The 22,202-nt window shown below is 68.1% G+C and carries 18 protein-coding genes; 13 read left to right on the top strand and 5 right to left on the bottom strand.

Going from position 1 to position 22,202, the window contains the following annotated elements; genetic code table 11:
• The first annotated feature begins 801 nt into the window (after positions 1-801).
• From ACIHAO_RS08500 to ACIHAO_RS08485, 4 genes are read left to right on the top strand one after another with little or no spacing between them, the layout of a single operon-like run.
• Positions 802-1,266 (top strand): hypothetical protein, encoded by a 465-nt coding sequence (locus tag ACIHAO_RS08500; RefSeq protein WP_396555813.1) that lies wholly within the window; start codon positions 802-804, stop codon positions 1,264-1,266.
• Positions 1,267-1,902 (top strand): DUF3558 domain-containing protein, encoded by a 636-nt coding sequence (locus ACIHAO_RS08495; protein ID WP_396555811.1) that lies wholly within the window; start codon positions 1,267-1,269, stop codon positions 1,900-1,902.
• A 3-nt stretch (positions 1,903-1,905) separates the two neighbouring features.
• The gene (locus tag ACIHAO_RS08490; protein WP_396555809.1) at positions 1,906-3,213 is read left to right on the top strand and encodes a hypothetical protein; all 1,308 of its coding nucleotides are present in this window, start codon (positions 1,906-1,908) and stop codon (positions 3,211-3,213) included.
• A gap of 51 nt (positions 3,214-3,264) precedes the next feature.
• Positions 3,265-4,056, top strand: a complete 792-nt coding sequence (locus ACIHAO_RS08485) for an ESX secretion-associated protein EspG (protein ID WP_396555807.1) — start codon at positions 3,265-3,267, stop codon at positions 4,054-4,056.
• A 165-nt stretch (positions 4,057-4,221) separates the two neighbouring features.
• On the opposite strand, the gene ACIHAO_RS08480 is transcribed toward ACIHAO_RS08485, so the two are convergent.
• Complete coding sequence (locus ACIHAO_RS08480) at positions 4,222-4,851, bottom strand: YigZ family protein (protein ID WP_396555805.1); 630 nt, start codon at positions 4,849-4,851, stop codon at positions 4,222-4,224.
• Between the two features lie 551 nt (positions 4,852-5,402).
• On the opposite strand from ACIHAO_RS08480, the gene gltB reads away from it, so the two are divergent.
• The 4 genes from gltB (at position 5,403) to ACIHAO_RS08460 (ending at position 14,230) form a co-directional block, all read left to right on the top strand.
• The gene (gene gltB / locus ACIHAO_RS08475) at positions 5,403-9,941 is read left to right on the top strand and encodes a glutamate synthase large subunit (RefSeq protein ID WP_396555803.1); all 4,539 of its coding nucleotides are present in this window, start codon (positions 5,403-5,405) and stop codon (positions 9,939-9,941) included.
• A complete protein-coding gene (locus ACIHAO_RS08470) occupies positions 9,934-11,385 on the top strand; it encodes a glutamate synthase subunit beta (RefSeq protein WP_396555801.1) in 1,452 nt (483 codons plus the stop codon). The genes gltB and ACIHAO_RS08470 overlap by 8 nt, the downstream gene beginning before the upstream one ends.
• 429 nt (positions 11,386-11,814) lie before the next feature.
• A complete protein-coding gene (locus ACIHAO_RS08465; RefSeq protein ID WP_396555799.1) occupies positions 11,815-13,227 on the top strand; it encodes a Dyp-type peroxidase in 1,413 nt (470 codons plus the stop codon).
• A gap of 217 nt (positions 13,228-13,444) precedes the next feature.
• The gene (locus ACIHAO_RS08460; protein WP_396555797.1) at positions 13,445-14,230 is read left to right on the top strand and encodes a DeoR/GlpR family DNA-binding transcription regulator; all 786 of its coding nucleotides are present in this window, start codon (positions 13,445-13,447) and stop codon (positions 14,228-14,230) included.
• Positions 14,231-14,309: 79 nt separating this feature from the next.
• On the opposite strand, the gene ACIHAO_RS08455 is transcribed toward ACIHAO_RS08460, so the two are convergent.
• The gene (locus tag ACIHAO_RS08455; protein ID WP_396556060.1) at positions 14,310-15,203 is read right to left on the bottom strand and encodes an ROK family protein; all 894 of its coding nucleotides are present in this window, start codon (positions 15,201-15,203) and stop codon (positions 14,310-14,312) included.
• A gap of 266 nt (positions 15,204-15,469) precedes the next feature.
• On the opposite strand from ACIHAO_RS08455, the gene ACIHAO_RS08450 reads away from it, so the two are divergent.
• Together ACIHAO_RS08450 and ACIHAO_RS08445 are read left to right on the top strand one after the other, a co-directional pair.
• Positions 15,470-15,676, top strand: a complete 207-nt coding sequence (locus ACIHAO_RS08450; RefSeq protein WP_005162643.1) for a CbtB-domain containing protein — start codon at positions 15,470-15,472, stop codon at positions 15,674-15,676.
• A gap of 15 nt (positions 15,677-15,691) precedes the next feature.
• Positions 15,692-16,450 carry a CbtA family protein gene (locus ACIHAO_RS08445; RefSeq protein ID WP_396555795.1) on the top strand — a complete coding sequence of 253 codons (759 nt, stop codon included), beginning with the start codon at positions 15,692-15,694 and terminating at the stop codon, positions 16,448-16,450.
• A gap of 118 nt (positions 16,451-16,568) precedes the next feature.
• Here the strand turns inward: ACIHAO_RS08445 and ACIHAO_RS08440 are convergent, their stop codons facing one another.
• Together ACIHAO_RS08440 and ACIHAO_RS08435 are read right to left on the bottom strand one after the other, a co-directional pair.
• On the bottom strand, positions 16,569-18,029 hold the full coding sequence (locus tag ACIHAO_RS08440; RefSeq protein ID WP_396555793.1) for a cobyric acid synthase: 1,461 nt from the start codon (positions 18,027-18,029) through the stop codon (positions 16,569-16,571).
• Positions 18,026-18,958: a cobalamin biosynthesis protein gene (locus tag ACIHAO_RS08435; RefSeq protein WP_396555791.1), complete on the bottom strand. Its 933-nt coding sequence runs from the start codon at positions 18,956-18,958 to the stop codon at positions 18,026-18,028. The genes ACIHAO_RS08440 and ACIHAO_RS08435 overlap by 4 nt, the downstream gene beginning before the upstream one ends.
• 36 nt (positions 18,959-18,994) lie before the next feature.
• Here ACIHAO_RS08435 and ACIHAO_RS08430 point away from each other — a divergent pair, with 36 nt between their 5' ends.
• From ACIHAO_RS08430 to ACIHAO_RS08420, 3 genes are all read left to right on the top strand, one after another.
• Positions 18,995-19,603 (top strand): bifunctional adenosylcobinamide kinase/adenosylcobinamide-phosphate guanylyltransferase, encoded by a 609-nt coding sequence (locus tag ACIHAO_RS08430; protein WP_396555789.1) that lies wholly within the window; start codon positions 18,995-18,997, stop codon positions 19,601-19,603.
• Between the two features lie 180 nt (positions 19,604-19,783).
• Entirely contained in the window at positions 19,784-20,797 is a 1,014-nt protein-coding gene (gene cobT, locus ACIHAO_RS08425) for a nicotinate-nucleotide--dimethylbenzimidazole phosphoribosyltransferase (RefSeq protein ID WP_396555787.1), read from the top strand.
• Positions 20,794-21,540 carry an adenosylcobinamide-GDP ribazoletransferase gene (locus ACIHAO_RS08420; RefSeq protein WP_396555785.1) on the top strand — a complete coding sequence of 249 codons (747 nt, stop codon included), beginning with the start codon at positions 20,794-20,796 and terminating at the stop codon, positions 21,538-21,540. Before cobT ends, ACIHAO_RS08420 begins: the two co-directional genes overlap by 4 nt.
• Here the strand turns inward: ACIHAO_RS08420 and ACIHAO_RS08415 are convergent.
• Positions 21,453-22,148: a hypothetical protein gene (locus ACIHAO_RS08415; RefSeq protein ID WP_396555783.1), complete on the bottom strand. Its 696-nt coding sequence runs from the start codon at positions 22,146-22,148 to the stop codon at positions 21,453-21,455. The two genes, ACIHAO_RS08420 and ACIHAO_RS08415, sit on opposite strands and share 88 nt — an antisense overlap.
• Positions 22,149-22,202 lie beyond the last annotated feature (54 nt).

The raw sequence follows: 22,202 nt of genomic DNA, 5'->3' as shown, positions 1-22,202 counted from the left end.
AGGCCTTCACGGACGCGGCCATCGCCACCTTTGCCCCACGCACCAGCAGGCACAACGGTGGCGCGTGAAGGACCCCTTCCCTCGGCTCAGCCGAGGAAACTCGGCCTTCGCCCGCCTGTATCGCAAGCCGCCCCCCGCCCTCTTCCACCGGCCCGCCACCTTCGCGATGGTTGGCCACGTGCAGGGAGGGTGGTTCTCGCGACGCCCCACCCCCCGCCACCACAAGGCCCACCTCCAGAAGTCGTACAGGGGCAGTGCGCGGACGCTTTGCCCCGCGCGGCTCTCGGGCCGCCACTCCAACCCAGCGGCGAAAGGGTGACGGCGTGAATGTGGGCCGGGTGCTGGTCGCGTTCGCACTCAACCTCGCCCCGCCCGTGACCTATGGGGTGTTCCTCGCGGTCTATAACCACCGCCGCCGCGCCCGCCGCCGTTCACCCCACCTCACGGTTGCTGAGGTAGTCGAACGCGCTACCAGCGACGACACCGCCGATTCCGCGGTGACCAACGCGGCCGACCGGGCGATAGAGCCACAGCTGAACCATGAACCACTCAACGCCACTGAACTACCGCAAGAGTGGTACTGGCCCACCCGCAAACGCCGACCAGCACTAACACCCGTATCCGCGCTTGCGTTGCCTGCCGGTGCGTTACCGCAGGTAGTGCTACTTGTCGGTAGCGGATGACCCTTGGTTGTAACACTCCACGCGCGGTAACCGATCCGCTACTCTGATCGGCGCGGCCTTATAGGCCACACCGATCAGCAGCAGGACACACCGGCGAGGGGTTCGAAGGGGTGGACGCGTGGACGCGGGAAGCAAGCTATGGGATGCCATACCAATCCGGGTCAAGGACCCGACCACCGAACAGGTGGAGAAAGCGACAGCCGCCGAAACCGCCGCTAACGCCCAAGTTCAACAGAATGCGCACGGCCCCGGAATCTACCTCGACCGCGACCACGCCGAAACCATGCTCAAAAAAGCGTCAGACGTTTTAAGACAGTTGCGAGACGATCAGAGTATTACACAATCGTTAGAGCGGATGAAGTCTGCTGCCGAAGATCCTGTCAGCGTCGCATTTACGAAAGCAGCTACATGGAACGATGGACAGCCTGGAGCGTTTGCCTACGGGGCGGGTCATGTTCGCCTTGAGATACTTTATCTTGAGGAACTCAGTAGACGACTCAAGGAGGCTTTAGGTCAAACATGCCAAAATGACCAAGAAGCCGGAAAAACCCTTGGTGGCATCACTCAAGAAGGAGAAGCGTAAATGTGGCGGCGTCTTGCTATTCCATTCGCAGCAGCAACGCTATTCATGGTTACAGCTTGTTCGAGCGGTGGCGCTAACCTTGGAAATCCGACGTCACCCCCCACTGCAACACCGGATGTGACGTCGCAGCAGAATTTGCCGTATGCGGGCGCCCCCAAGGTGTCGACACCCTTGCCGGAATCCATTTTCACGGGCGACCCATGCGCTGACACGCTAACCCCTGACCAAGTTTTGAAAGCCGTAGGCAAGCCTTCGGAAACTGTACGCAAGGACCAGGATTCAATCGGGCCAGGCTGCGAATGGTTTAACACGAGCACTACCGGTCAAGTAATCATGCGATATGCCACCAAGTTACAAGGCGGCTTGAGCGCTATCTACGAGAACGTCAAGCCAAAGGCCGAAATATGGAAGCCCATCGACCTCCTGCAAGGGTTTCCCGCCGTGGCGTACGTCTCCCCTTCCGGCGGTTCGCCGGACAAATTCTGTCAAATTAGCGTCGGGGCAACAGATAACACCACCATAGAAGTATCAATGTTTCTGAGCCTGAACTCTCAAGGCAAGAAAGATCCGTGCGAGTCAGCGAAGAATGTAACAGATTTGATCATGACCAGTCTTCGAGCTAAGGCGGGTGTTTAGCTCGTGAAGTGGCTTTCGAATCTGATCGAACGTGGCGGAAAAGCCCTGTCAGAGTTGGGTGAATCGATGGGTGGCCCGTTCGGGGGCGTGACGGAGTGGGCTGGCAAAGTGTTAACCGGCGATATTGGCACCCAACCGGTCCCGGTGCCCGAGTTCGTCGCGAAGGTGCACGCGGGTACTTCCAGCCCGTGGCATGAAGCCGCCACCCAAGCCGAACAGGCTGCGAAAGGTCAAAGCAGGCACGCTACCGCGCTGCACGAAATCATCACCGGCTTGGAATCGTCCTGGAGTGGCACGGGTGCGGACGCCGCCCGGGACCGCGTCCACAAGCTCTACATGGTCGCTGATTCGGCGGACCGGACCATGGCGCGTAACCAGCAATCAGTGCTAACGGCGGCGTCAGGGTTCGAGCACACCCAAGCCACCCTGCAAGAGATGCCGCCGCGCCCCGATAAGAGTTTCGGGGACGTGGTGTCGTTGTGGGACACCGACACTGAGAAAGCGATTAACGCCTACAACGACAAAGCCGATTTCAACCTTACCACCTATAAAGGCTATGAAAACCAGCTCAAGCAAACCCAGAGCGGTTTGCAAGGCGATTACGGGCAACTCGGGTTCTATGACGGCGCGGACATCCTCGCGCCCCCGTCGTCCCCTGATCGGGTTGACCCGGTGCCGGGACACCCGTGGTCGCCGGGTGGGCACGGTCACAGCGATATAAGCGGCGACGGGCATGTCACCACGTCCGGTTTCACCCCATCTCTGTCACCGGGTCACACCCCCGCGCCGATGCCCGTTGGACACTTTACGCCCGGAGCCGGTTCCCATACCGGTGTCGGTGCTGGGGTGGGGTCTGATCACACCAGCACGGCGGGTTACACCCCCGCCGCACGCGACGGACTCACCAACCCGACTTTGCCCGCACCGTCGAGCGGTCCGGGCGTCGGTAGTCGGGGCGAGGCCGGTCTCGGTGTCGGTAGCGGCTTCCTACCCGGTGCGCCTGGTTCCACGGTCGGCGGCGCGGGTGGACGCGCGTCCGGTGCCGGTGGTGTTCCGGGTACGGGTCGCGGTAGCGGCTCCGGCGTCCTCGGTGGTGTGGGTGGTGAGTCCGGGCGGGCGGGCGGGCGGTTGACCGGTGCCGGTGCCCCAGGCGCGTCGGGTGCGATGGCGCCTGGTGCGGGTGCTCGCGGCGGTAAGAGCGAGAACACCGAGCACGCCCGCCGCTACGGGCTGGATGAGGCCCCGGTAGAGGTGGTCGATATCGACCCCGATACCGGATACCCGGTAGTGCCACCCACCATCGGCACCTGACCCCGTTAGTTCCCTCTCTTTTCCTTAACTGGCAAGGGAAACACACGCGCTATGGCCCTCATTGACGCGCCGCTGATACTGCCCAAACTCGCACTGCTCACGGTGTGGGGATGGCACACGAACGACCTTGGCAACCTTCACCCGGTGTTCGGCACGAACACCGCCTACTACATGCCCGACGAGGCTACGGCGCGAATCGAGGCGGGCACCTGGGAACTACTCGGGCAGCACCGGTTAGCGCGGGGACAGCGGGTCAACCCTCTGCTAATCGACACTCTTACCGTTATAGGCAGGGCGGATCGAGAGTTCTACGGGTGGACCGCCTACCCAGCGGCGAGCGAGCGCGCAGGGGACGGGGGCGGATTCTTCACCGGTGCCCGAGACCGTGACGCGGTACGGGTGCTGGTCGATGACGACGCGGTGATCCTGCAACCGCTACCGGATCATCGCTACCTTGCCGCTGATCTGGTCGAGGTACTACCCCCGGTCGAGACAGCCGATATCCGCGATCTTTCGGTGCCTCGCACACCACCCGCGCGAGCGGTGACCGTGGCAGCGGCCCGTAGCCCACTCGCCCATCCCGAACCCGAAACCGGCGACCCTGACCGGGACCTAATCACCGATCTCATGCACGCCCCCCGCGAGGCAACCCACCAGGTGTATACGGCGGTCACCAACGCGCGTGGACGCTCGCGGAGCGTCCCGATCACCGCCGTGGACCTGACCGAGCACGGGCGGTTGCTCACCTACACCAACACCAACGACGACGGGACCGAGTACCTCCACCTCACTGGCAGCGACGGGTTGGTGCGGCTATTGGAAAACACCAACCGCACTCTGTAAACCCCGAACGCCCCGCGACCTGAGCAAACACAGAACGGCAGGTCACGAGTATGTCAAAATACGGCGTGTCCCCGTTGAGACGATGAACGTCTCAACGGGGCCCTTCACGACATCAGAGCTCGACGCCAGGCAAATCGGAAGCGCTGTAGGAACCGTCCTTACCACTCATGGGGTGGGCAGCCAGGTCTCCCCGATCTCCTCGGTGAGGGCCTCCCCGCCGGTCAGGTCGGCGAGCCAGGCGTGGAACGCGTCGCCCTGGTCCGGCGCGAGTCCGACGTCGAAGTGGGCGACGTCCTCGAAGCGGGTCGCGTGCAGCAGGTACGGCGACGAGCGGATGTCGTTCTCCAGCCGTCCGGCCCGGTCGTAGTCGACGACGACCTCCACCAGCCGTAACCGCCGGTACTCCCGGACACCTATGACGTCGACGGCCTCCGAAACGGCCTGCCCGTACGCGCGGATCAGACCGCCGGCGCCGAGCAGCACCCCGCCGAAGTACCGGGTCACCACCGCGACGGTGTCGGTCAGCTCCCGGCGGCGGAGTACCTCGAGCATCGGGGTGCCCGCTGTGCCCGCGGGCTCGCCGTCGTCACTCGAACGTTGAGCCCGGCCGTCGGCGCCTAACACGAACGCGTGGCAGTGGTGCCGGGCCGCCGGTTCAGCCTTCCGGCGGGCCGCGATCAGCGAGCGGGCAGCCTCTTCCGAGGTGACCGGGGCGAGCGCGCAGAGGAAGCGTGACCGCCGGATTTCGATCTCGTGGACCCCGGTGCCCGCCACGGTGAGATAACGATCCGCCATCGGCCAAGCCTCTCAAACCAGGCGGGGCGCTCTGCCGTTCGGGCGATCCGACGGTCACCGCGGGTCACCGCAACACCGGCGAAACCCACTCTCCCGCGCGACCCAGGTCACACTTTCGGACTACGTGAGCGATCGTTTACGCAGGTCAGAGCTCTGATGCTCCACTCAGTGGACATCTCATTCCAGCCAGTGGGCAGATGATGTTTGAAGTCAACGCCCGCGTGGCATTTCCCACCCCGACCAAGAGACGTATGTCGATAACAGCGATTTCACACTATCGTCATAAGACCGGCGAACCCGGGAGTAACACGTGTACCCGTCAGCCGCCCACCACAGTGGCCAGACGGCACCCATGTGCACAGCAGTACCGATATGCGCATCGGCCGCCCAGTGCAGTGCGGCTCTACGAGGCCTGCCCCCGTTTCCGCGGGCGGGATCGTTCCCTCTCGACTGACCATCGCGGTCCCGGACCACTCCGTTAACTGGTTCACGCACGAACCACCCGAACGGAGTGGTACCGGTCGCGCCGACGCCTTGGGAGGCGGCCAGCCGTGACCCACCATGCCAGCAACAAGGGCAGCAAGGCCCCCGAAGGCCTGTACGACCCGGAGTTCGAACATGACGCCTGTGGTGTCGCGTTCGTCGCGGACCTCTCCGGTAAACGCGATCACGGCATCGTCGCCAAAGCACTGATCGCGCTGCGGAACCTGGAACATCGCGGAGCCCGCGGCGCCGACCCGGAGACCGGCGACGGCGCCGGGATCCTCATCCAGGTCCCCGACGAGTTCTATCGCGAGGTCGTCGGCTTCGAACTTCCCGAGCCCGGCGCGTACGCCGTCGGCACGGCTTTCCTTCCGCAGGACGAAAACGCCCGCGGCCGGGCGATGACGACCATCGAGCGCGTCGCCGCCGAAGAGGGCATGCGCGTGCTCGGCTGGCGCGACCTCCCCGTCGACACCGACCACGTCGGGACGGGCGCGGCCGAGACCATGCCGTATTTCAGCCAGCTGTTCCTGGCAGGACAGGACGCGCTGGAGGGCTTGGCCCTGGAACGCGCCGCCTTCGTGGTGCGCAAGCGCGCCGAGCACGCGCTCGTCGAGGATGACGTCTACTTCCCCAGCCTGTCTTCGCGCACGATCGTCTACAAGGGAATGCTCACCGAGCCGCAGGTCGAGAAGTTCTTCGACGACCTCACCGACGAGCGCGTCACCAGCGCCATCGGCCTGGTGCACTCCCGCTTCTCCACCAACACCTTCCCGTCGTGGCCGCTGGCGCATCCGTACCGGTACGTCGCCCACAACGGTGAGATCAACACCCTGCGCGGCAACCGCAACTGGATGGACGCGCGTGAGGCGCTGCTCGAATCCGACCTGATCCCGGGTGACCTCAAGCGGATCTACCCGATCATCACCCGCGGCGCGAGCGACTCGGCGTCCTTCGACGAGGTGCTGGAGCTGCTCCATCTCGGCGGGCGACCGCTGCCGCACGCGGTGCTGATGATGATCCCGGAGGCATGGGAGAACCATCAGGAGATGGACCCCGCGCGCCGCGCGTTCTACGAGTTCCACTCGACGCTGATGGAGCCGTGGGACGGCCCCGCGCTGGTCTCCTTCACCGACGGCACCCAGATCGGCGCGGTACTCGACCGCAACGGCCTGCGCCCCGCCCGGTACTGGGTCACCGAAGACGGCCTCGTCGTCCTCGCCAGTGAGGTCGGCGTGCTGGAGCTGGAGCAGTCCACGATCGTCCGGAAAGGACGGTTGGAGCCGGGCCGCATGTTCCTCGTGGACACGGCCGCCGGCCGGATCGTCGAGGACGAGGAGATCAAGGACCGGCTCGCCACCGAGCATCCGTACGACGAATGGGTCGAGGACGGGCTGCTTCCGCTCGACGGGCTTCCCGAGCGTGAGCGCGAGATCCCGCCGCACGCCGCACTCGTCCGCCGTCAGCAGGCTTTCGGCTACACCGAAGAGGAACTCGACGTCCTGCTCCAGCCGATGGCCCGCACCGGCGCGGAGCCGATCGGCTCGATGGGCAACGACTCCCCCATCGCGTCGCTGTCCAGCCGCCCTCGGCTGATCTTCGACTACTTCATCCAGCTCTTCGCCCAGGTGACCAACCCGCCGCTGGACGCGATCCGCGAAGAACTCGTCACCGCGCTCGGCACCCAGCTCGGCGCGCAGCCGAACCTGCTGGAGGCCGACGCGAAGTCGTGCCGCCGGATCGTGCTGCCCTTCCCCGTGCTGGACAACGACGAGTTCGCGAAACTCGTGCACGTCAACGACGACGGCGACCTGCCGGAGTTCCAGGCGGTCACCGTGCACGGCACCTACGACGTCCACGGTGGTGGCGAGGCGCTCGTGCGGCGGCTCGACGAGATCCGCGCCGAGGTGTCCGCGGCCATCGCCGAGGGCGCGCGGCTGATCGTGCTGTCCGACCGCGGGATCGACGAGGACCACGCAGGTATCCCGTCGCTGCTGCTCACCGGCGCGGTGCACCACCACCTGGTGCGCGAGAAGACCCGTACGCAGGTCGGCCTCATCGTCGAGGCGGGCGACGCTCGCGAAGTGCACCACATCGCGCTGCTGATCGGTTACGGCGTCGCGGCGGTGAACCCGTATCTGGCGATGGCGACCGTCGAGGAGATGGCCGACCAGGGCCTGATCCCCGGTGTCACCGCGAAGCAGGCCACCGCGAACCTGATCAAGGCGCTGGGCAAGGGCGTCCGCAAGACGATGTCGAAAATGGGAGTGTCCACAGTGGCCTCCTACACCGGCGCGCAGATCTTCGAAGCGGTCGGGCTCGGCGACGAGGTCATCCAGAACTGCTTCACCGGCACCACCTCCCGGCTCGGCGGCGTCGGCTTCGACACGCTCGCGCTGGAAGTCGCCGAGCGGCACCGCCGGGCGTTCCCGCGCGACGGGTTCCGCGCGAACCACCGCGAGCTGGAGACCGGCTCGGACTACCAGTGGCGCCGCGAGGGCGAGCCGCACCTGTTCAACCCGCAGACGGTGTTCAAGCTGCAGCACTCCACCCGTGCCGGGAAGTACGAGGTCTTCAAGGAGTACACGAAGGCCGTCGACGACCAGGCGCAGAAGCTGTACACGCTGCGAGGGCTGTTCGACTTCAAGATCGGGCAGCGTCCCGCGGTGCCGATCGAGGAGGTCGAGCCGGTCTCCGAGATCGTCAAGCGGTTCGCCACCGGCGCGATCTCCTACGGCTCGATTTCGGCGGAGATGCACGAAACCCTGGCCATCGCGATGAACCGGCTCGGCGGCAAGTCGAACACCGGTGAGGGCGGCGAGGATCCGGACCGGCTCTACGACCCCGAACGCCGCAGCGCGGTCAAGCAGGTCGCGAGCGGCCGGTTCGGCGTCACGAGCGAGTACCTCGTCAACGCCGACGACATTCAGATCAAGATGGCGCAGGGCGCGAAGCCCGGCGAGGGCGGCCAGCTGCCCGGCGCGAAGGTGTACCCGTGGATCGCGAAGACGCGGCACTCCACGGCGGGTGTCGGGCTGATCTCGCCGCCTCCGCACCACGACATCTACTCGATCGAGGATCTCGCCCAGCTGATCCACGACCTCAAGAACGCCAACCCGGCCGCGCGCATCCACGTGAAGCTCGTGTCCGAGGTCGGGGTCGGCACGGTCGCGGCCGGGGTGTCCAAGGCGCACGCGGACGTCGTGCTCATCTCCGGGCACGACGGCGGCACGGGTGCTTCCCCGCTGTCGTCGATCAAGCACGCGGGCGGCCCGTGGGAACTCGGGCTCGCCGAGACGCAGCAGACGCTGCTGGCCAACCGGCTGCGCGACCGCATCGTCGTGCAGACCGACGGCCAGCTCAAGACCGGCCGTGACGTCGTCATCGCCGCGCTGCTCGGTGCCGAGGAGTTCGGTTTCGCGACCGCGCCGCTGGTCGTGTCCGGCTGCATCATGATGCGGGTCTGCCACCTCGACACCTGCCCGGTCGGCGTCGCGACGCAGAACCCCAAGCTGCGCGAGAAGTTCAGCGGCAAGGCGGAGTACGTGGTGAACTTCTTCGAGTTCATCGCCCAGGAGGTCCGGGAGTACCTGGCGGAACTGGGTTTCCGGTCCATCGCCGAGGCCGTCGGACACGCGGAGATGCTCGACAAGCGCAAGGCGATCGATCACTGGAAGGCCGCCGGGCTCGACCTGTCGCCGATCTTCCACGTGCCCGCGATGGCCCCGGCCGGTCTGCGTCACCAGCAGACGGTGCAGGACCACGGGCTGGAGAAGGCGCTCGACAACACGCTGATCCAGCTCGCCGAGGGCGCGCTGTCGTCCGGGGACAAGGTGCGGCTGGAACTGCCGGTCCGCAACGTGAACCGGACCGTGGGCACCATGCTCGGCCACGAGCTCACCAAGCGGTGGGGCGGCGAAGGCCTGCCGGACAACACGATCGACGTCACCTTCACCGGGACCGCCGGTCAGTCGTTCGGCGCGTTCGTGCCCAAGGGCATCACGCTGCGGCTCTACGGCGACGGCAACGACTACGTCGGCAAGGGTCTCTCCGGCGGACGGCTCATCGTGCGGCCGCCGAAGGTGGCGCGGTACAACGCCGAAGAGCACATCATCGCGGGCAACGTGATCGGCTACGGCGCGACCAGCGGCGAGATCTTCATCCGCGGCAAGGTCGGCGAGCGGTTCTGCGTGCGCAACTCCGGCGCGCTGGCCGTCGTCGAGGGCGTCGGCGACCACGGTTGCGAGTACATGACCGGTGGCCGTGTCGTCGTGCTCGGCAACGTGGGCCGCAACTTCGCGGCAGGCATGTCGGGCGGCGTCGCCTACGTGCTGGACCTGCCCGCGCACCGGATCAACCCGGAGATGGTCGACGTCGACCCGCTGGATTCGTCCGATGTGGACTTCCTGCGCGAGGCGCTCGAAAAGCATTACGACGAAACGGAGTCCGCGGTCGCGCGTGCGCTGCTCGCCGATTGGGACGCCGCCGTCGACCGGTTCGGCAAGGTCATGCCGAAGGACTACAAGCGCGTGCTCGCGGCGCAGGCTGAGGCCGAGCGTGACGGGCGTGACGTGAACGAGGCGATCATGGAGGCCGCACATGGCTGACCCCAAGGGCTTTCTGACCACCACTCGCGAGACGCCCAAGAGCCGTCCCGTCGACCTGCGCCTGATGGACTGGCGCGAGGTGTACGAGGACTTCGCGACGACGAAACTGCAGAAGCAGGCCGGACGCTGCATGGACTGCGGCATCCCGTTCTGCCACCAGGGCTGCCCGCTCGGGAACCTCATCCCCGAGTGGAACACGCTGACCTGGCGCGACGATTGGCGTGAGGCGGCCGAGCGGCTGCACGCGACCAACAATTTCCCGGAGTTCACCGGGACCCTCTGCCCGGCGCCGTGCGAGACGGCGTGTGTGCTCGGGATCAACGACGATCCCGTCACCATCAAGCGGGTCGAGATCTCGATCATCGACCGGGCCTTCGAAGAAGGCTGGGTCACGCCGGAGTTGCCGGTCGCCAAGACCGGCAAAAAGGTGGCGGTGGTCGGATCCGGCCCGTCGGGACTCGCCGCGGCGCAGCAGCTCACGCGCGCGGGCCACAGTGTCGTGGTCTTCGAGCGGGCCGACAAGATCGGCGGGCTGCTGCGCTACGGCATCCCCGAATTCAAGATGGAGAAGCACCGTCTCGACCGGCGCCTCGACCAGATGCGCGCGGAAGGCACGGAGTTCCGGACCTCGGTGAACGTCGGCGTCGACCTCACCGTCGAGGAGCTGAAGTCGTCCTACGACGCCGTGGTCCTCGCCGGCGGCGCGACCGCGTGGCGCGATCTGCCGATCGACGGCCGCGAGCACGACGGCATCCACCAGGCGATGGAGTTCCTCCCGCACGCCAACCGGGTCGCCGCCGGTGAGCTGGACGTCTCGCCGATCAGCGCCGAGGGCCTCGACGTCGTCGTCATCGGCGGCGGCGACACCGGCGCGGACTGCGTCGGGACCTCGCACCGCCAGGGCGCGAAGTCGGTGACGCAGCTGGAGATCATGCCGAAGCCGCCGCTTTCGCGGTCCGACGCGCATCCGTGGCCGACGTACCCGATGATCTACCGCGTCTCGTCCGCGCACGAAGAAGGCGGCGAGCGGCTGTACTCGGTCAACACCCAGGAGTTCCTGGCCGACGCCGACGGGCGCGTGCGCGCGCTGAAGCTGGTCGAGGTGCGCAACGAGGGCGGTAAGTTCGTCCCGGTTCCCGGAACGGAACGCGAACTGCCCGCCCAGCTGGTGCTGCTCGCGATGGGCTTCGTCGGCCCGGAGCGGGAAGGCCTGCTGGAGTCGCTCGACGTCGAACTGGACCAGCGCGGCAACGTCGCCCGCGACAAGGCGTTCAAGACCAGCGTCGACAACGTGTTCGTGGCGGGCGACATGGGCCGCGGCCAGTCGCTCATCGTGTGGGCGATCGCCGAAGGCCGCTCCGCCGCGGCCGGGGTGGACGCGTTCCTCACCGGGCGGGACGTCCTGCCCGCCCCGATCGCGCCGACCGACCGGCCGCTCACCTAGGCGACTCTTCAGTACATGAAGGCCCCCTTCCTTGCGTCAGGCGCAAGGGAAGGGGGCCTTCGTGTACTTGGGCGCGTGCTTCGCGTACGGGTGCCGCGCCGCGGCGTCCCCAGCCCCGCTCGCAACTCGCCACCTACTTGCGCCCGGTCCCCTCGCAACTCGCCACCTACTTGCGCCCGGTCCCCTCGCAACTCGCCACCTACTTGCGTCGGTCACGCGTGCGACTCTCGCAAGTAGGTGACGAATTGCGGGGCGTGACGATCGCTTTGGTTCTTTCGGGTGATAAAACCGCCGAAAGAGGGTACTTGCGGGTGAGGACGCCGAGGTTTCGGTATCGGTTGTATCAAGGGGTAAGACCCGCACGGCGGCTGGGACCGGCTCCATCCGCCTGGCCGCCGGGCGGGGTTTCCGAGGAGGGGGTTCCTTGATATGTCCGTCGACCTGAGCATGCCGTTGGAATGGAAGACCGCGAGCGGCGACGCCGCGAAAATGCTCGAAGAACTACAGCCGAACATCCTCAAAGCACACGCTCGCGACCATTTCTCCGCGCTTTTCCTTCGTTTTTCGGAGGCCGCGAGCGCGAAGAAGTTCCTCGCGTCGCTCGTCCCGCTGATGAAGTCCGCGAAGACCCACTTGACCGAGGTCGAGCGCTTCAAGACCGAAGGGGTGAAGGGCACGCCCTACGTCGGCGCCGGGCTGACGTCGGCAGGCTACCGATTCCTGAAAATCGAAGGGCCGCAAGACGGATCCTTCCTTGCGGGCATGCGCGCGCAAGAGATCCGCGAGAAGCTGAACGACCCGCCGCGCTCCACGTTCGACAGTGGATACCACGACGAGATCCACGCCGTCGTCATCATCGGTGACGGCGCGGACGCGGCGATGACCGCACGCCGGAACGAGGTTCTGACGCTGATTCCGCCGACGATTTCCGTGGTCGCCGAGGAAACGGGATTCGGCCGCGTGAACGTCAACGGCGACGGTATCGAACATTTCGGTTACGTCGACGGCCGGAGCCAGCCGCTCTTCCTGATCGAGGACATCCGCGCGGAAAAGACGGAATCGGACGGGATCAGCGTCTGGAATCCGACCGCGCCGCTGAACCAGGTGCTCGTCCCGGATCACGCGGCTCCCGATCCCGAGGTGCACTTCGGCAGCTACTTCGTTTTCCGCAAACTGGAACAGAACGTGCGGCGGTTCAAGCAGTCGGAAGAGGCTCTGGCGGATCAGCTGGGTCTCGTCGGCGAAGACCGGGAACGCGCGGGAGCGATGATCGTCGGCCGGTTCGAGGACGGCACACCGCTGACCGCGCAACGGGAAGAAGGCGCGGAAAGCCCGGTACCGAACAACTTCGACTACGGAAACGACGTCGCCGGCGCCAAATGCCCCTTCCAGGCCCATATCCGGAAGACGAATCCGCGGGGCAGCGGCGGCGCGGAAGAGCCACCGCAGGAGCGTCTGCACCTGATGGCGCGGCGAGGCGTGCCGTACGGCGAACGGGCCGACGACCCGAACGCCGACCTGCCGCCTTCCGCCCGGCCGAGCGGCGGGGTCGGCCTGTTGTTCATGGCGTTCAATTCGGCGCTGGGCGACCAGTTCGAGTTCACCCAGGCGAACTGGTCGAACAACCCCGGATTCCCGATCCCGGACGACGGGGTCAAGCCGCCGGGGCTCGATCCGGTGATCGGCCAGGGCCCGCGCCCGGAATCCGTCTACACCGCGGAATGGGCGGGCACGCGAACGGTGACCGCGGATCCGATCCCGCAGGCGGTGACCTTGAAGGGCGGCGACTACTTCTTCATGCCGTCACTCGCCTTCTTGCGCGGGCTCGACGGAAAGGGCTGATCCTTCACGTACTGAGGCCGGTTCCGGTGATCAGATGGCGGGTTATCCGCCCGGCGTCACCGGAACGGGCGTAAAACGGGCGCCGGTCACACTGGGGGTGGCCGGCGCTCTTTTCTTCCCGATGTCCCAAACCTGCTGCTTCCCTCCGCTCGTATCGCGACGCGTAGTACTTTGTCCGGTGCGGTAAGCGACATCGCGCTTCGGGGAGGGAGCTCGGATGAATCGGCATGAACGGCTCACGGCTTTATTGGACATGGTGGGAGTGCGGGAAAAAGTCGACGTCGAGGTTTCGGCGGGCGAACTCGGTGTCTCACCCGCGACGATCCGCCGGGATCTCGATCACCTGGCAGGCCGGAATCTCGTGGTCCGCACGCGCGGCGGCGCCGTCGCGAGCAACGTGGCCTACGACCTTCCGTTACGGCACAAGGCCGCTCGCAACGCGCCGGAACAGCAACGGATTTCCGCCGCCGCGGCCAAAATGGTCGACCCCGGCATGGTGGTCGGGCTCAACGGTGGCACGACGGCCACCGAAGTGGGCCGCGCGCTCGCGACCCGGCCGGATATGGGCGAGGCGACCGGCGGACCGGCGCTCACCGTGGTGACGAACGCGCTCAACATCGCCCACGAACTCGCCGTGCGGCCCAATATCAAGATCGTGGTGACCGGCGGGGTCGCGCGACAGCAGTCGTTCGATCTGTCCGGGCCGCTGTCGCAGCTGTTCCTCGACCAGATCTCGCTGGATCTGGTGTTCCTCGGGGTGGACGCCTTCGATCCGGTGCACGGCGCGCAGGCGCATCACGAAGGCGACGCGAGCACGAACCGGCTGATGGCTGCCCGTGCCCGTCAGGTCGTCGTGCTCGCCGACAGCGGGAAGCTCGGCGGGCACGCCTTCGCGAAGATCTGCGCGACCACCGATGTCGACGTGCTCGTCACCGACGGCCGCGCGGACCCCGCGCGAGTGCTCGCCTTCGAGGACGAAGGCGTGCGGGTGGTCAAGGCTTGAGCCGATTGGCGAAGCTGAGAAGGACCCCGCAAACAGACCAACGCGTGAACCCACGTCCGCGATCGACGCGGGTTCACCATCAAGCACTGAGCCGGTCGAGCGCCAGCAGCGCCGCGCCCAGCCTGCCTGCCTCGTCGCCGAGCTGGGCGATCCGCAGTTCGGGCATCCGCTGGAACTGCAGGTTCGCCGCCAGCCACGCCCGCACCGGCTCGAGGACATAGTCGCCCGCGGTGAACAGGCCGCCGCCGAGGACGACGACTTCGGGCGCGAGCAAGGTGACCAGGGTCTTGATGCCGTGGCCGAGCCCCTCGAGCGCGTCGTTGACCACGGAGATCGCGGCTTCGTCACCGTGCCGGGCGGCGTCGACCACCTGCTCGGCGCCTTCGGCCGGACGCCCGGTGTGCTCGCTGTAGCGGCGGGCGATGGCCGACGCGGAGGAGATCGCCTCGAGGCATCCGGTCGCCCCGCAGCCGCACGGCAACCGGTGGCCGACGTCGATATGCCCGATTTCGCCGCCTTGCCCGCCCGCCGCGTACAGCTTCCCGTCGAGCTGGAGCGCGGCCGCGATCCCGGTGCCGACCGGGATGAAGGCGGCGTCGGTGCAGCCCTTGCCCGCGCCGACCCGGAACTCCGCGAGCCCGCCCGCGCGGACGTCGTGCCCGAACGCGAACGGCAGCCCCAGCCTGCGGTCGAGCATCTCGCCGAACGGCACGTTCCGGAAGTCGAGGTTCGCCGAGAACCGCGCCACCCGCTCGACGTCGTCGACGATGCCCGGGATGACCACGCCGACCGCGTCGGGCGTGCCGGTGCCGGCCTGCTTGCCCAGCGTTTCGACGAGCCGCGCGACCTGGTCCGCGAGTGCCTCGCCGTCCGCTCCACGCGCCGTCGGCTCGCGCAGGCTGGCGAGGTCTTTCAGGTCAGCGTCGTACAGGGCCGCCTTGATGGACGTTCCGCCGACATCGAGTGCCGCCACCGCAGGTGTCATAGCTGGATTTTGGCATGCGCCGCACGGCGGGCGCGGACCGTTCGGCGGTAACGGGCCTGCGCCGATCGGGTTCCGTCACATTGACCTGACACTTCGTGGCGACCTACGCTCGACCGGCCAGACGACGGCACCCGGAACGCGGTGAGATTCCGCGCGGTCGCGCCACTGTGACTCCGAGCCATCGGGGAAGCCAGACCCGGAGCCGTCGTGTAACCCCTGAAGAGGCCGCGCTAGCCCGAGGAGGTCCCACCGCCATGTCCGAAGCGGTAGCAGCAGTACCCGTCCCCGTCCGGATCCCCGTCCGCGAGATCCTGCCGTGGGCGGTGCTCGTCATCCTCCTTTCGCTGATCACGCTGTACTTCATCAGCGCCGAACAGGGTGCGGTGTCGGTGTTCGCGAACTCGTACGTCCACGAGTTCGTCCACGACGGCCGGCACCTGCTGGCCTTCCCCTGCCACTAGGCGGGCAAGCTCCCCATGATGAGGACCTTGCTGGTCCGCGGCATGCTCGCGGGCCTGGTCGCCGGTGTCCTGGCGACCCTTTTCGCCTATTTCTTCGGTGAGCCTTCCGTCGATACCGCCATCGGTCTCGAAGGCACCGCCGCGCATTCGCACAGTGCGCCGGGTGCCCACGAGCACGCCCCCGCCGAGGCGGAGGAAGAGCTCGTCACCCGTGGTGTGCAGAGCACCGTGGGCCTGCTGACCGGCGTCGGCCTGTACGGCGTCGCGGTCGGCGGGCTGTTTTCGCTCGCTTTCGCCTTCGTCTACGGACGGCTCGGCGCCCTTCGGCCGCGGGTGACCGCGGCGCTCCTCGCGGGCGGCGCCTTCGTGGTCGTGTTCCTGGTGCCGTTCCTGAAGTACCCCGGGAATCCCCCTGCCGTCGGGCAGGCTGGCACGATCGGGAGCCGGACTTCGCTGTACTTCGGCTTCGTCGCGCTTTCACTGCTGGTCGGCATCCTCGCCGCGGCGTTCGGCCGGAAGCTGGCCGACAAACTCGGCGCCTGGCGCGGCGGCCTGATCGCCGCGGGCGGGTACGTCGTGGTGATCGCGGTGGCGGCGGCGCTGTTGCCGTCGATCGACGAAGTCCCCGACGGGTTCCCGGGTTCCACGCTGTGGACCTTCCGGCTGGCGTCGGCGGGCACGCAGGTGGTGCTCTGGACCGCGCTCGGCCTGACCTTCGGGGCCTTGGCCGAGAAGGCACTGGCTGGGAAGGCGTTGGCGGGCAAGACCGCGTAGGGCTCGTGAGTCTTGACCGGCTCGGCACCAGTGCCCTTGCCCTCCTGAGTCCGTGAAGGCCTCCTTGAGAGACTCTGGGTCCCTCAAGGAGGCCTTCACGGACAGGGCCCGGCATCACTCACGAGACCCCAGGTGGCACGAACGGCAGGTCGCGGCCGGGACCGTCCTCTATCAGCCTCAGCAACGCCTTGGTGTCGACGTGGTCTTCGACGGCGTCGGCGAGCCGGTCCAGCATGCTCTCCCGGAGCAGGCCGAATCCGGGCGCGCCGTCGACCGGTGACCAGTCCGCCACCTCGCCAAGCCAGGCGCGGCGGAAACCGTCGTTCTCGAAGGCGCCGTGCCACATCGTGCCCCACACCGCGCCCTGCCGATATCCGTCCAAAAAGGACTCGGCGGGGCCGGTGGCGGTTACTGTGCCGTGGTGGATTTCGTACGCCTCCACCGGTTGCCCACGCCACGAGCCCGACGGGCGGGCCAGCACCTTGTCGGCGCCGAACGAGACGCGTGTCGGCAGCAGGCCGAGACCGGGGACCGTTCCGGCGCCGGACTCGACGTCGTCCTCGATCTCGGCGGCCAGCATCTGGTAGCCGCCGCAGATGCCCAGTACCGGACGTCGCGCCTCGGCCCGGGCGCGGACGGCGTCCGCCAGGCCGCGCGCACGCAGCCACGCCAGATCGTCCACGGTCGCGCGGGAGCCCGGCAGGATCACCACGTCGGCGGAACGGACCGTGTCCGGATCGGCCGTCAGCGCGACCGAAACCCCGGGCTCGGCGGCGAGCGCGTCGACGTCGGTCGCGTTGGAGGCACGCGGAAAACGCACGACGGCGACCCGGAGTGACCCGCCCGAGGCGCCCCAGCCCGCGGCGGCCAGCGCGTCCTCCGAGTCGATCCACACCTGGTCGAGCCAGGGCAGCACGCCGAAGACCTCGCGGCCGGTGAGCTTCTCCAGTGTTTCCAGTCCCGGCCGCAGCAGTCCCACGTCACCGCGGAACTTGTTGACCAGCCAGCCCGAGACCAGTGCCTGGTCTTCAGCGGACAACAGGGCGAGGGTGCCGAACATCGCGGCCATGACACCGCCGCGGTCGATGTCGCCGACGACGACCACGGGCAGGCCGAAGCGCCGTGCCAGTCCCATGTTGACGTAGTCGCCGTCGCGCAGGTTGATTTCGGCCGGGCTTCCCGCGCCTTCGCACAGCACGACGTCGAAGCGCTTTCGCAGTGAAGCGAACGTGTCGAAGGCGATCTCGGCGAGACCGGCCCGGCCGGTCGCGTACTCCCCCGCTTCCAGCGTGCCGAACGGTTTCCCGAGCGCGACGACGTGACTGCGGCGATCGCTCCCGGGTTTCAGCAGCACCGGGTTCATCGCGGCTTCGGGTTCGACGCGGGCCGCCCGCGCCTGCAACCATTGCGCGCGGCCGATCTCGGCGCCGTCCGCGCACACCATCGAGTTGTTCGACATGTTCTGCGACTTGAACGGCGCGACCCGCACGCCCTGGCGCGCGAGCCAGCGGCACAACGCGGCGGTGACCAGGCTCTTTCCCGCGTCCGACGTCGTCCCCGCGATGAGCAGGCCGGTCATCGCGTGACCGCCACCGCGACGGCGAGCGCCGCCAGCCCCACCGCCCGCGACAGCCGGACCGCGCGCCGCACGTCCACCGGTTCCGGCTCGCGGCCGTCGCCGAGGACGCCACGACGTTCGGCACGGCCGCCGTAACTGTTCGTCCCGCCCAGCCTGATCCCGAGCGCGCCGGCGAAAGCGGCCTCGACCTGGCCCGCGTTGGGGCTCGGATGGTGCTTCCCGTCGCGGCGCCAGATGCGGAACGCTGATTTGGCGAAGCCGCCGGCCAGCGGCGCGGACGCCACGGTGAGTGCGGCGCCGACCCGGGACGGGACCAGGTTGACCAGGTCGTCCGTCCTCGCCGACGCCCAGCCGAAGTTCGCGTACTTCGGCGAGCGGTAGCCGACCATCGCGTCGAGGGTGTTGAGCGCGCGATAGCCCAGCAGGCCGGGGATCCCGGCGACCGCGCCCCACAGCAGCGGCGCGACGACGGCGTCCGAGGTGTTCTCGGCGATGGACTCGGCGGTCGCGCGCGCGAGTTGTCCGGTGTCGAGCCCGGTGGCGTCGCGGGCGCAGAGATGCGAAAGCCGCTGCCGCGCGCCGGGCAGATCGCCGTCGTCGAGCAACCGGGCCATGTGAGTGCCCTCGGCCGCGAGCCCCTTGCCGCCCAGAACCACCCAAGTGGACGCCGCGGTGAGCGCGAACCGGGCGAACGGACGCTTGCGGGTCAGAAACTGGGCCGCGACCCCCAAACCGGTGACACTGCCCGCGCAGATGGCGGTGTACGCCGCGCCCCGCGTCTTCGAGTCGGCGTAAAACCGCTGTTCGAGGGCTTGCGCGGCGCGGCCGAAGCCGGCGACCGGATGCCTCCTGCGTGGATCTCCGAACACGGCGTCGGCGACGTAACCGGTAACGAGTCCGGCTGCGGTGGCGGCTTGTCGGAGTGGCACGTGGCGAACGGTAGCGCGTGCACGAGAATGCGGGGTATGACCAAGCTGACGCATCGCCTCGCGGGGGTCCTGGAGACTCTCGCGCGGGCACTTCGCCGCTATTCGCGCGACGACGGCAAGGTGCTGATACTGGGCGGCGTCCGCTCTGGGAAGTCACACCACGCCGAACGGCTCGCGTCCCGCCACCCGCATCTGACCTACATCGCGCCCGGGCTGCCGCCGAGCGCCGCCGATCCCGAATGGGCCGCTCGCGTGGCCGCGCACCGGGCGCGGCGACCGGCCAACTGGAAGACGGTCGAGACCACCGACCTGGCCACGGTGTTGCGGACGGCGACGCATCCGCTGCTCATCGACTGCCTCGGCACCTGGATCAGCCGGGTGCTCGACGAGGTCGGCGCCTGGGAGCAGCGCGACGGCTGGGAACGGCGGCTCGACGACCGGCTGGAGGACTTCCTGGCGGCGTGGGCGCAGGCAGGCGTGCCGGTGATCGCGGTCAGCAACGAGGTCGGCAGCGGTGTGGTGCCCGCGACGGTGTCCGGACGGGTGTTCCGTGATGTGCTGGGCGCCTTGAACAACCGGGTGTCCGCCGTGTCCGACCGGACCGTGCTGGTCGTCGCCGGACGGATGCTGGACCTGCCCTCCTAGGAGCCTGTCGGCGGAGTTGGGGTTTTGTCCGGAAGTGACCACACGCGTGAACCCGCCCGGCCGGAGGCCCCGCTATCGCGGTGGCAGGGCGCCCTCTCCGCAGCCGTGACGTGGATGATCAGGCAACGCCCTGCCGACGTCGATCGCGGACGCGGGTTCACCAGACACTGAGGAGTCGCCATGCGTATCGCCACCCCGGACGCCGCCGCGGAAGCCGCGGCGCGCGTCAGACTCGACGGTCTGGTCAAGCCGCTGGGTTCACTCGGGCGGCTCGAAGACCTGGCCGCCTGGCTCAGCGCGGCGCACGGCGTCGTCCCGCCGCGGCCGCTCGACGACGTCCGGGTGGTCGTGTTCGCCGGGGACCACGGGGTTTCCGGCATGTCGGCGTATCCGCGTGAGGTCACCGCGGCGATGGTCCGGGTGTTCCTGGCCGGGAAGAGCGGCGTCGGTGTGCTGGCGAAGCTGTCCGGAGCGACGGTGCGGGTGCTGGACATCGCGGTGGACTGGGACGGCGCGGACGTGCCCGCCGAGGTCACCGCGCACAAGGTCCGCCGGGGTTCCGGTTCGATCGACGTCGAGGACGCGCTCGCCGAGGGCGAGGCGCGCACGGCGTTCGAGCACGGGCTGGCGATCGCCGACGAGGAGATCGACGGCGGCGCGGATCTGCTCATCCCCGGTGACATGGGGATCGGCAACACGACGATCTGCGCGGCCGTGGTCGCCACGCTGCTCGGCCTTTTCCCGGAAGACGTCGTCGGTACGGGCACCGGGATCGACGAGGACGGGCGGATACGGAAACTCGCGGTCGTCGAGGCCGCGTTGATCAGGGCCGGTGCGGCGAGAGACCCCTTCACGGTGCTGACTGCACTCGGCAGCGCCTGTCTCGCCGCGACGGCGGGCTTTCTCGTGCAGGCGGCGGTTCGCGGGGTCCCGGTGCTGCTCGACGGCGTGTTCTCCGGGGCCGCGGCGCTCGTCGCCCGCGAGATCGCGCCGGGCGCCGAGCAGTGGTGGCTTGCCGGGCACCGGTCGACCGAGCCGTCGCAGGCGTACGCGTTGAAGGCGCTCGAACTGGAGCCGATCCTCGACCTCGGGCTGCGGCTCGGCGAAGGCAGCGGGGCCGTGCAGGCGGTGCCGACGCTGAGGGCGGCGCGGGCGATCCTCGCCGACATGGGCCTGCTGGCGGATCTGGCTTGATCGCCGACGCGCTGAAGATGGCCGTCGGCACCCTGACCACGGTCCGGGTGCCGGCACCGGGCCTGATCGACCGGCGGGTGGCGGGCGGCGCGATGGTGCTCGGCCCGCTGGCCGTCCTGCCGCTCGCCGCCGTCGCTTCGGTGATCGTCTTCTTGGGTGAACTGATCGGCCTGCCCGCTTTCGCGTCGGCCGCGCTCGCGGTGGGGGCGGTGGCGCTGGGCAGCCGCGGGCTCCACCTGGACGGGCTCGCCGACACGGCCGACGGACTCGGCGCTTCGTACGACCGCGCACGCGCGCTGGAGGTCATGCGGCGCGGGGACTCCGGCCCGACCGGGATCGCGACCCTGGTGCTGACGCTGCTGGTGCAGGTCGGCGCGCTGGCCGGGGCGATCTCGGCCGGACACGGGGTCGCGGCGGTCGCGATCGCGGTCGTCGCCGGACGCGGGGTGCTGTCGCTGTGCTGCGCGCGCGGCGTCCCCTCGGCCCGGCCGGAAGGGCTGGGCGCGACCGTCGCCGGTTCGGTGCCGGTGTGGACGGCCGCGGTCGTGTTCGCCGTCCTCGCGGGCGCGGCGGCGCTGGCACTTCCGTGGTGGCAAGGGCTGATCGCGGTGACGCTGGGATATCTGGCCGCGTCGGCGCTGCTGGCGCGGTGCGTTCAGCGGCTGGGCGGGGTCACCGGGGATGTGCTCGGTGGTTGCGTCGAGGTCGCCGTCGCGGGGGTCTTGCTGGCTGTGTCCTTCTGACTGGCCGCCAGTTTCTCGTCGATTTCCGGCAACCAGAAGCACAGCTCGAGGGTCTTCATCCCGGCCCAGAGGCCGAGCTTCCGGCTCTGCGAAACCAACGTGAGCGACGCGAACAGGAACAGCGCCGCGAACCCGGCGGCGATGAACGGATGCTTCCCCGCGAAGATCTCGACGATCGCGGCGACCGCTCCGAACAGCAACGGCGGCGCGCAGTTGCGCACCATGAGCCCGGACGCGCGCAGCCTCGTGACGTCGACCGCGACCTCCTTGTCGTGCAGTTGCAGCGCGCACAGCAGAAGATGCGTGTTCTCCTTCAGGAACGCGCGATCCTTCGCCGCGGGCATCCGGCGGAGGAACTCCTCGGCGGCGTTCCTGCTCCGCCTCCGGGGCACGATCCGCTCCAGCGCCTCACCGAGCGGGTAGGCCAAATAGCCCAGCAGGAAACTCAGCACCACGATCACGACGACCAGCACCACGGTGGGCACGCCGCCGATGCTCGCCGCGGTCAGGATGTGGAGTTTCGCCCCGAGGTACCCGAAGAACGCGACGTACAACGCGCCGGGGATGGTGTAGGCGAAGAGATCAAAGACGCCGATCACGAAGTTCACCGGCTCATCCAACCACTTCGCTCACGTTGGCCGTGAGTGGCGATTCGGGTTCTC

Origin of the sequence: Amycolatopsis sp. NPDC052450, assembly GCF_044547565.1 — a bacterium.
Classification (GTDB): Bacteria; Actinomycetota; Actinomycetes; order Mycobacteriales; family Pseudonocardiaceae; genus Amycolatopsis.
This window is presented reverse-complemented; position numbering and strand designations above follow the sequence as displayed.

Excerpts from the sequence above, each read along its gene's own strand:
- ACIHAO_RS08460 (WP_396555797.1), top strand. The coding sequence starts at position 13,445 with ATGAATCGGCATGAACGGCTCACGGCTTTATTGGACATGGTGGGAGTG.
- ACIHAO_RS08445 (WP_396555795.1), top strand. The coding sequence starts at position 15,692 with ATGATGAGGACCTTGCTGGTCCGCGGCATGCTCGCGGGCCTGGTCGCC.
- ACIHAO_RS08465 (WP_396555799.1), top strand. The coding sequence starts at position 11,815 with ATGTCCGTCGACCTGAGCATGCCGTTGGAATGGAAGACCGCGAGCGGC.
- cobT (WP_396555787.1), top strand. The coding sequence starts at position 19,784 with ATGCGTATCGCCACCCCGGACGCCGCCGCGGAAGCCGCGGCGCGCGTC.
- ACIHAO_RS08495 (WP_396555811.1), top strand. The coding sequence starts at position 1,267 with ATGTGGCGGCGTCTTGCTATTCCATTCGCAGCAGCAACGCTATTCATG.
- ACIHAO_RS08440 (WP_396555793.1), bottom strand. The coding sequence starts at position 18,029 with ATGACCGGCCTGCTCATCGCGGGGACGACGTCGGACGCGGGAAAGAGC.
- ACIHAO_RS08430 (WP_396555789.1), top strand. The coding sequence starts at position 18,995 with ATGACCAAGCTGACGCATCGCCTCGCGGGGGTCCTGGAGACTCTCGCG.
- ACIHAO_RS08450 (WP_005162643.1), top strand. The coding sequence starts at position 15,470 with ATGTCCGAAGCGGTAGCAGCAGTACCCGTCCCCGTCCGGATCCCCGTC.
- ACIHAO_RS08470 (WP_396555801.1), top strand. The coding sequence starts at position 9,934 with ATGGCTGACCCCAAGGGCTTTCTGACCACCACTCGCGAGACGCCCAAG.
- ACIHAO_RS08485 (WP_396555807.1), top strand. The coding sequence starts at position 3,265 with ATGGCCCTCATTGACGCGCCGCTGATACTGCCCAAACTCGCACTGCTC.
- ACIHAO_RS08480 (WP_396555805.1), bottom strand. The coding sequence starts at position 4,851 with ATGGCGGATCGTTATCTCACCGTGGCGGGCACCGGGGTCCACGAGATC.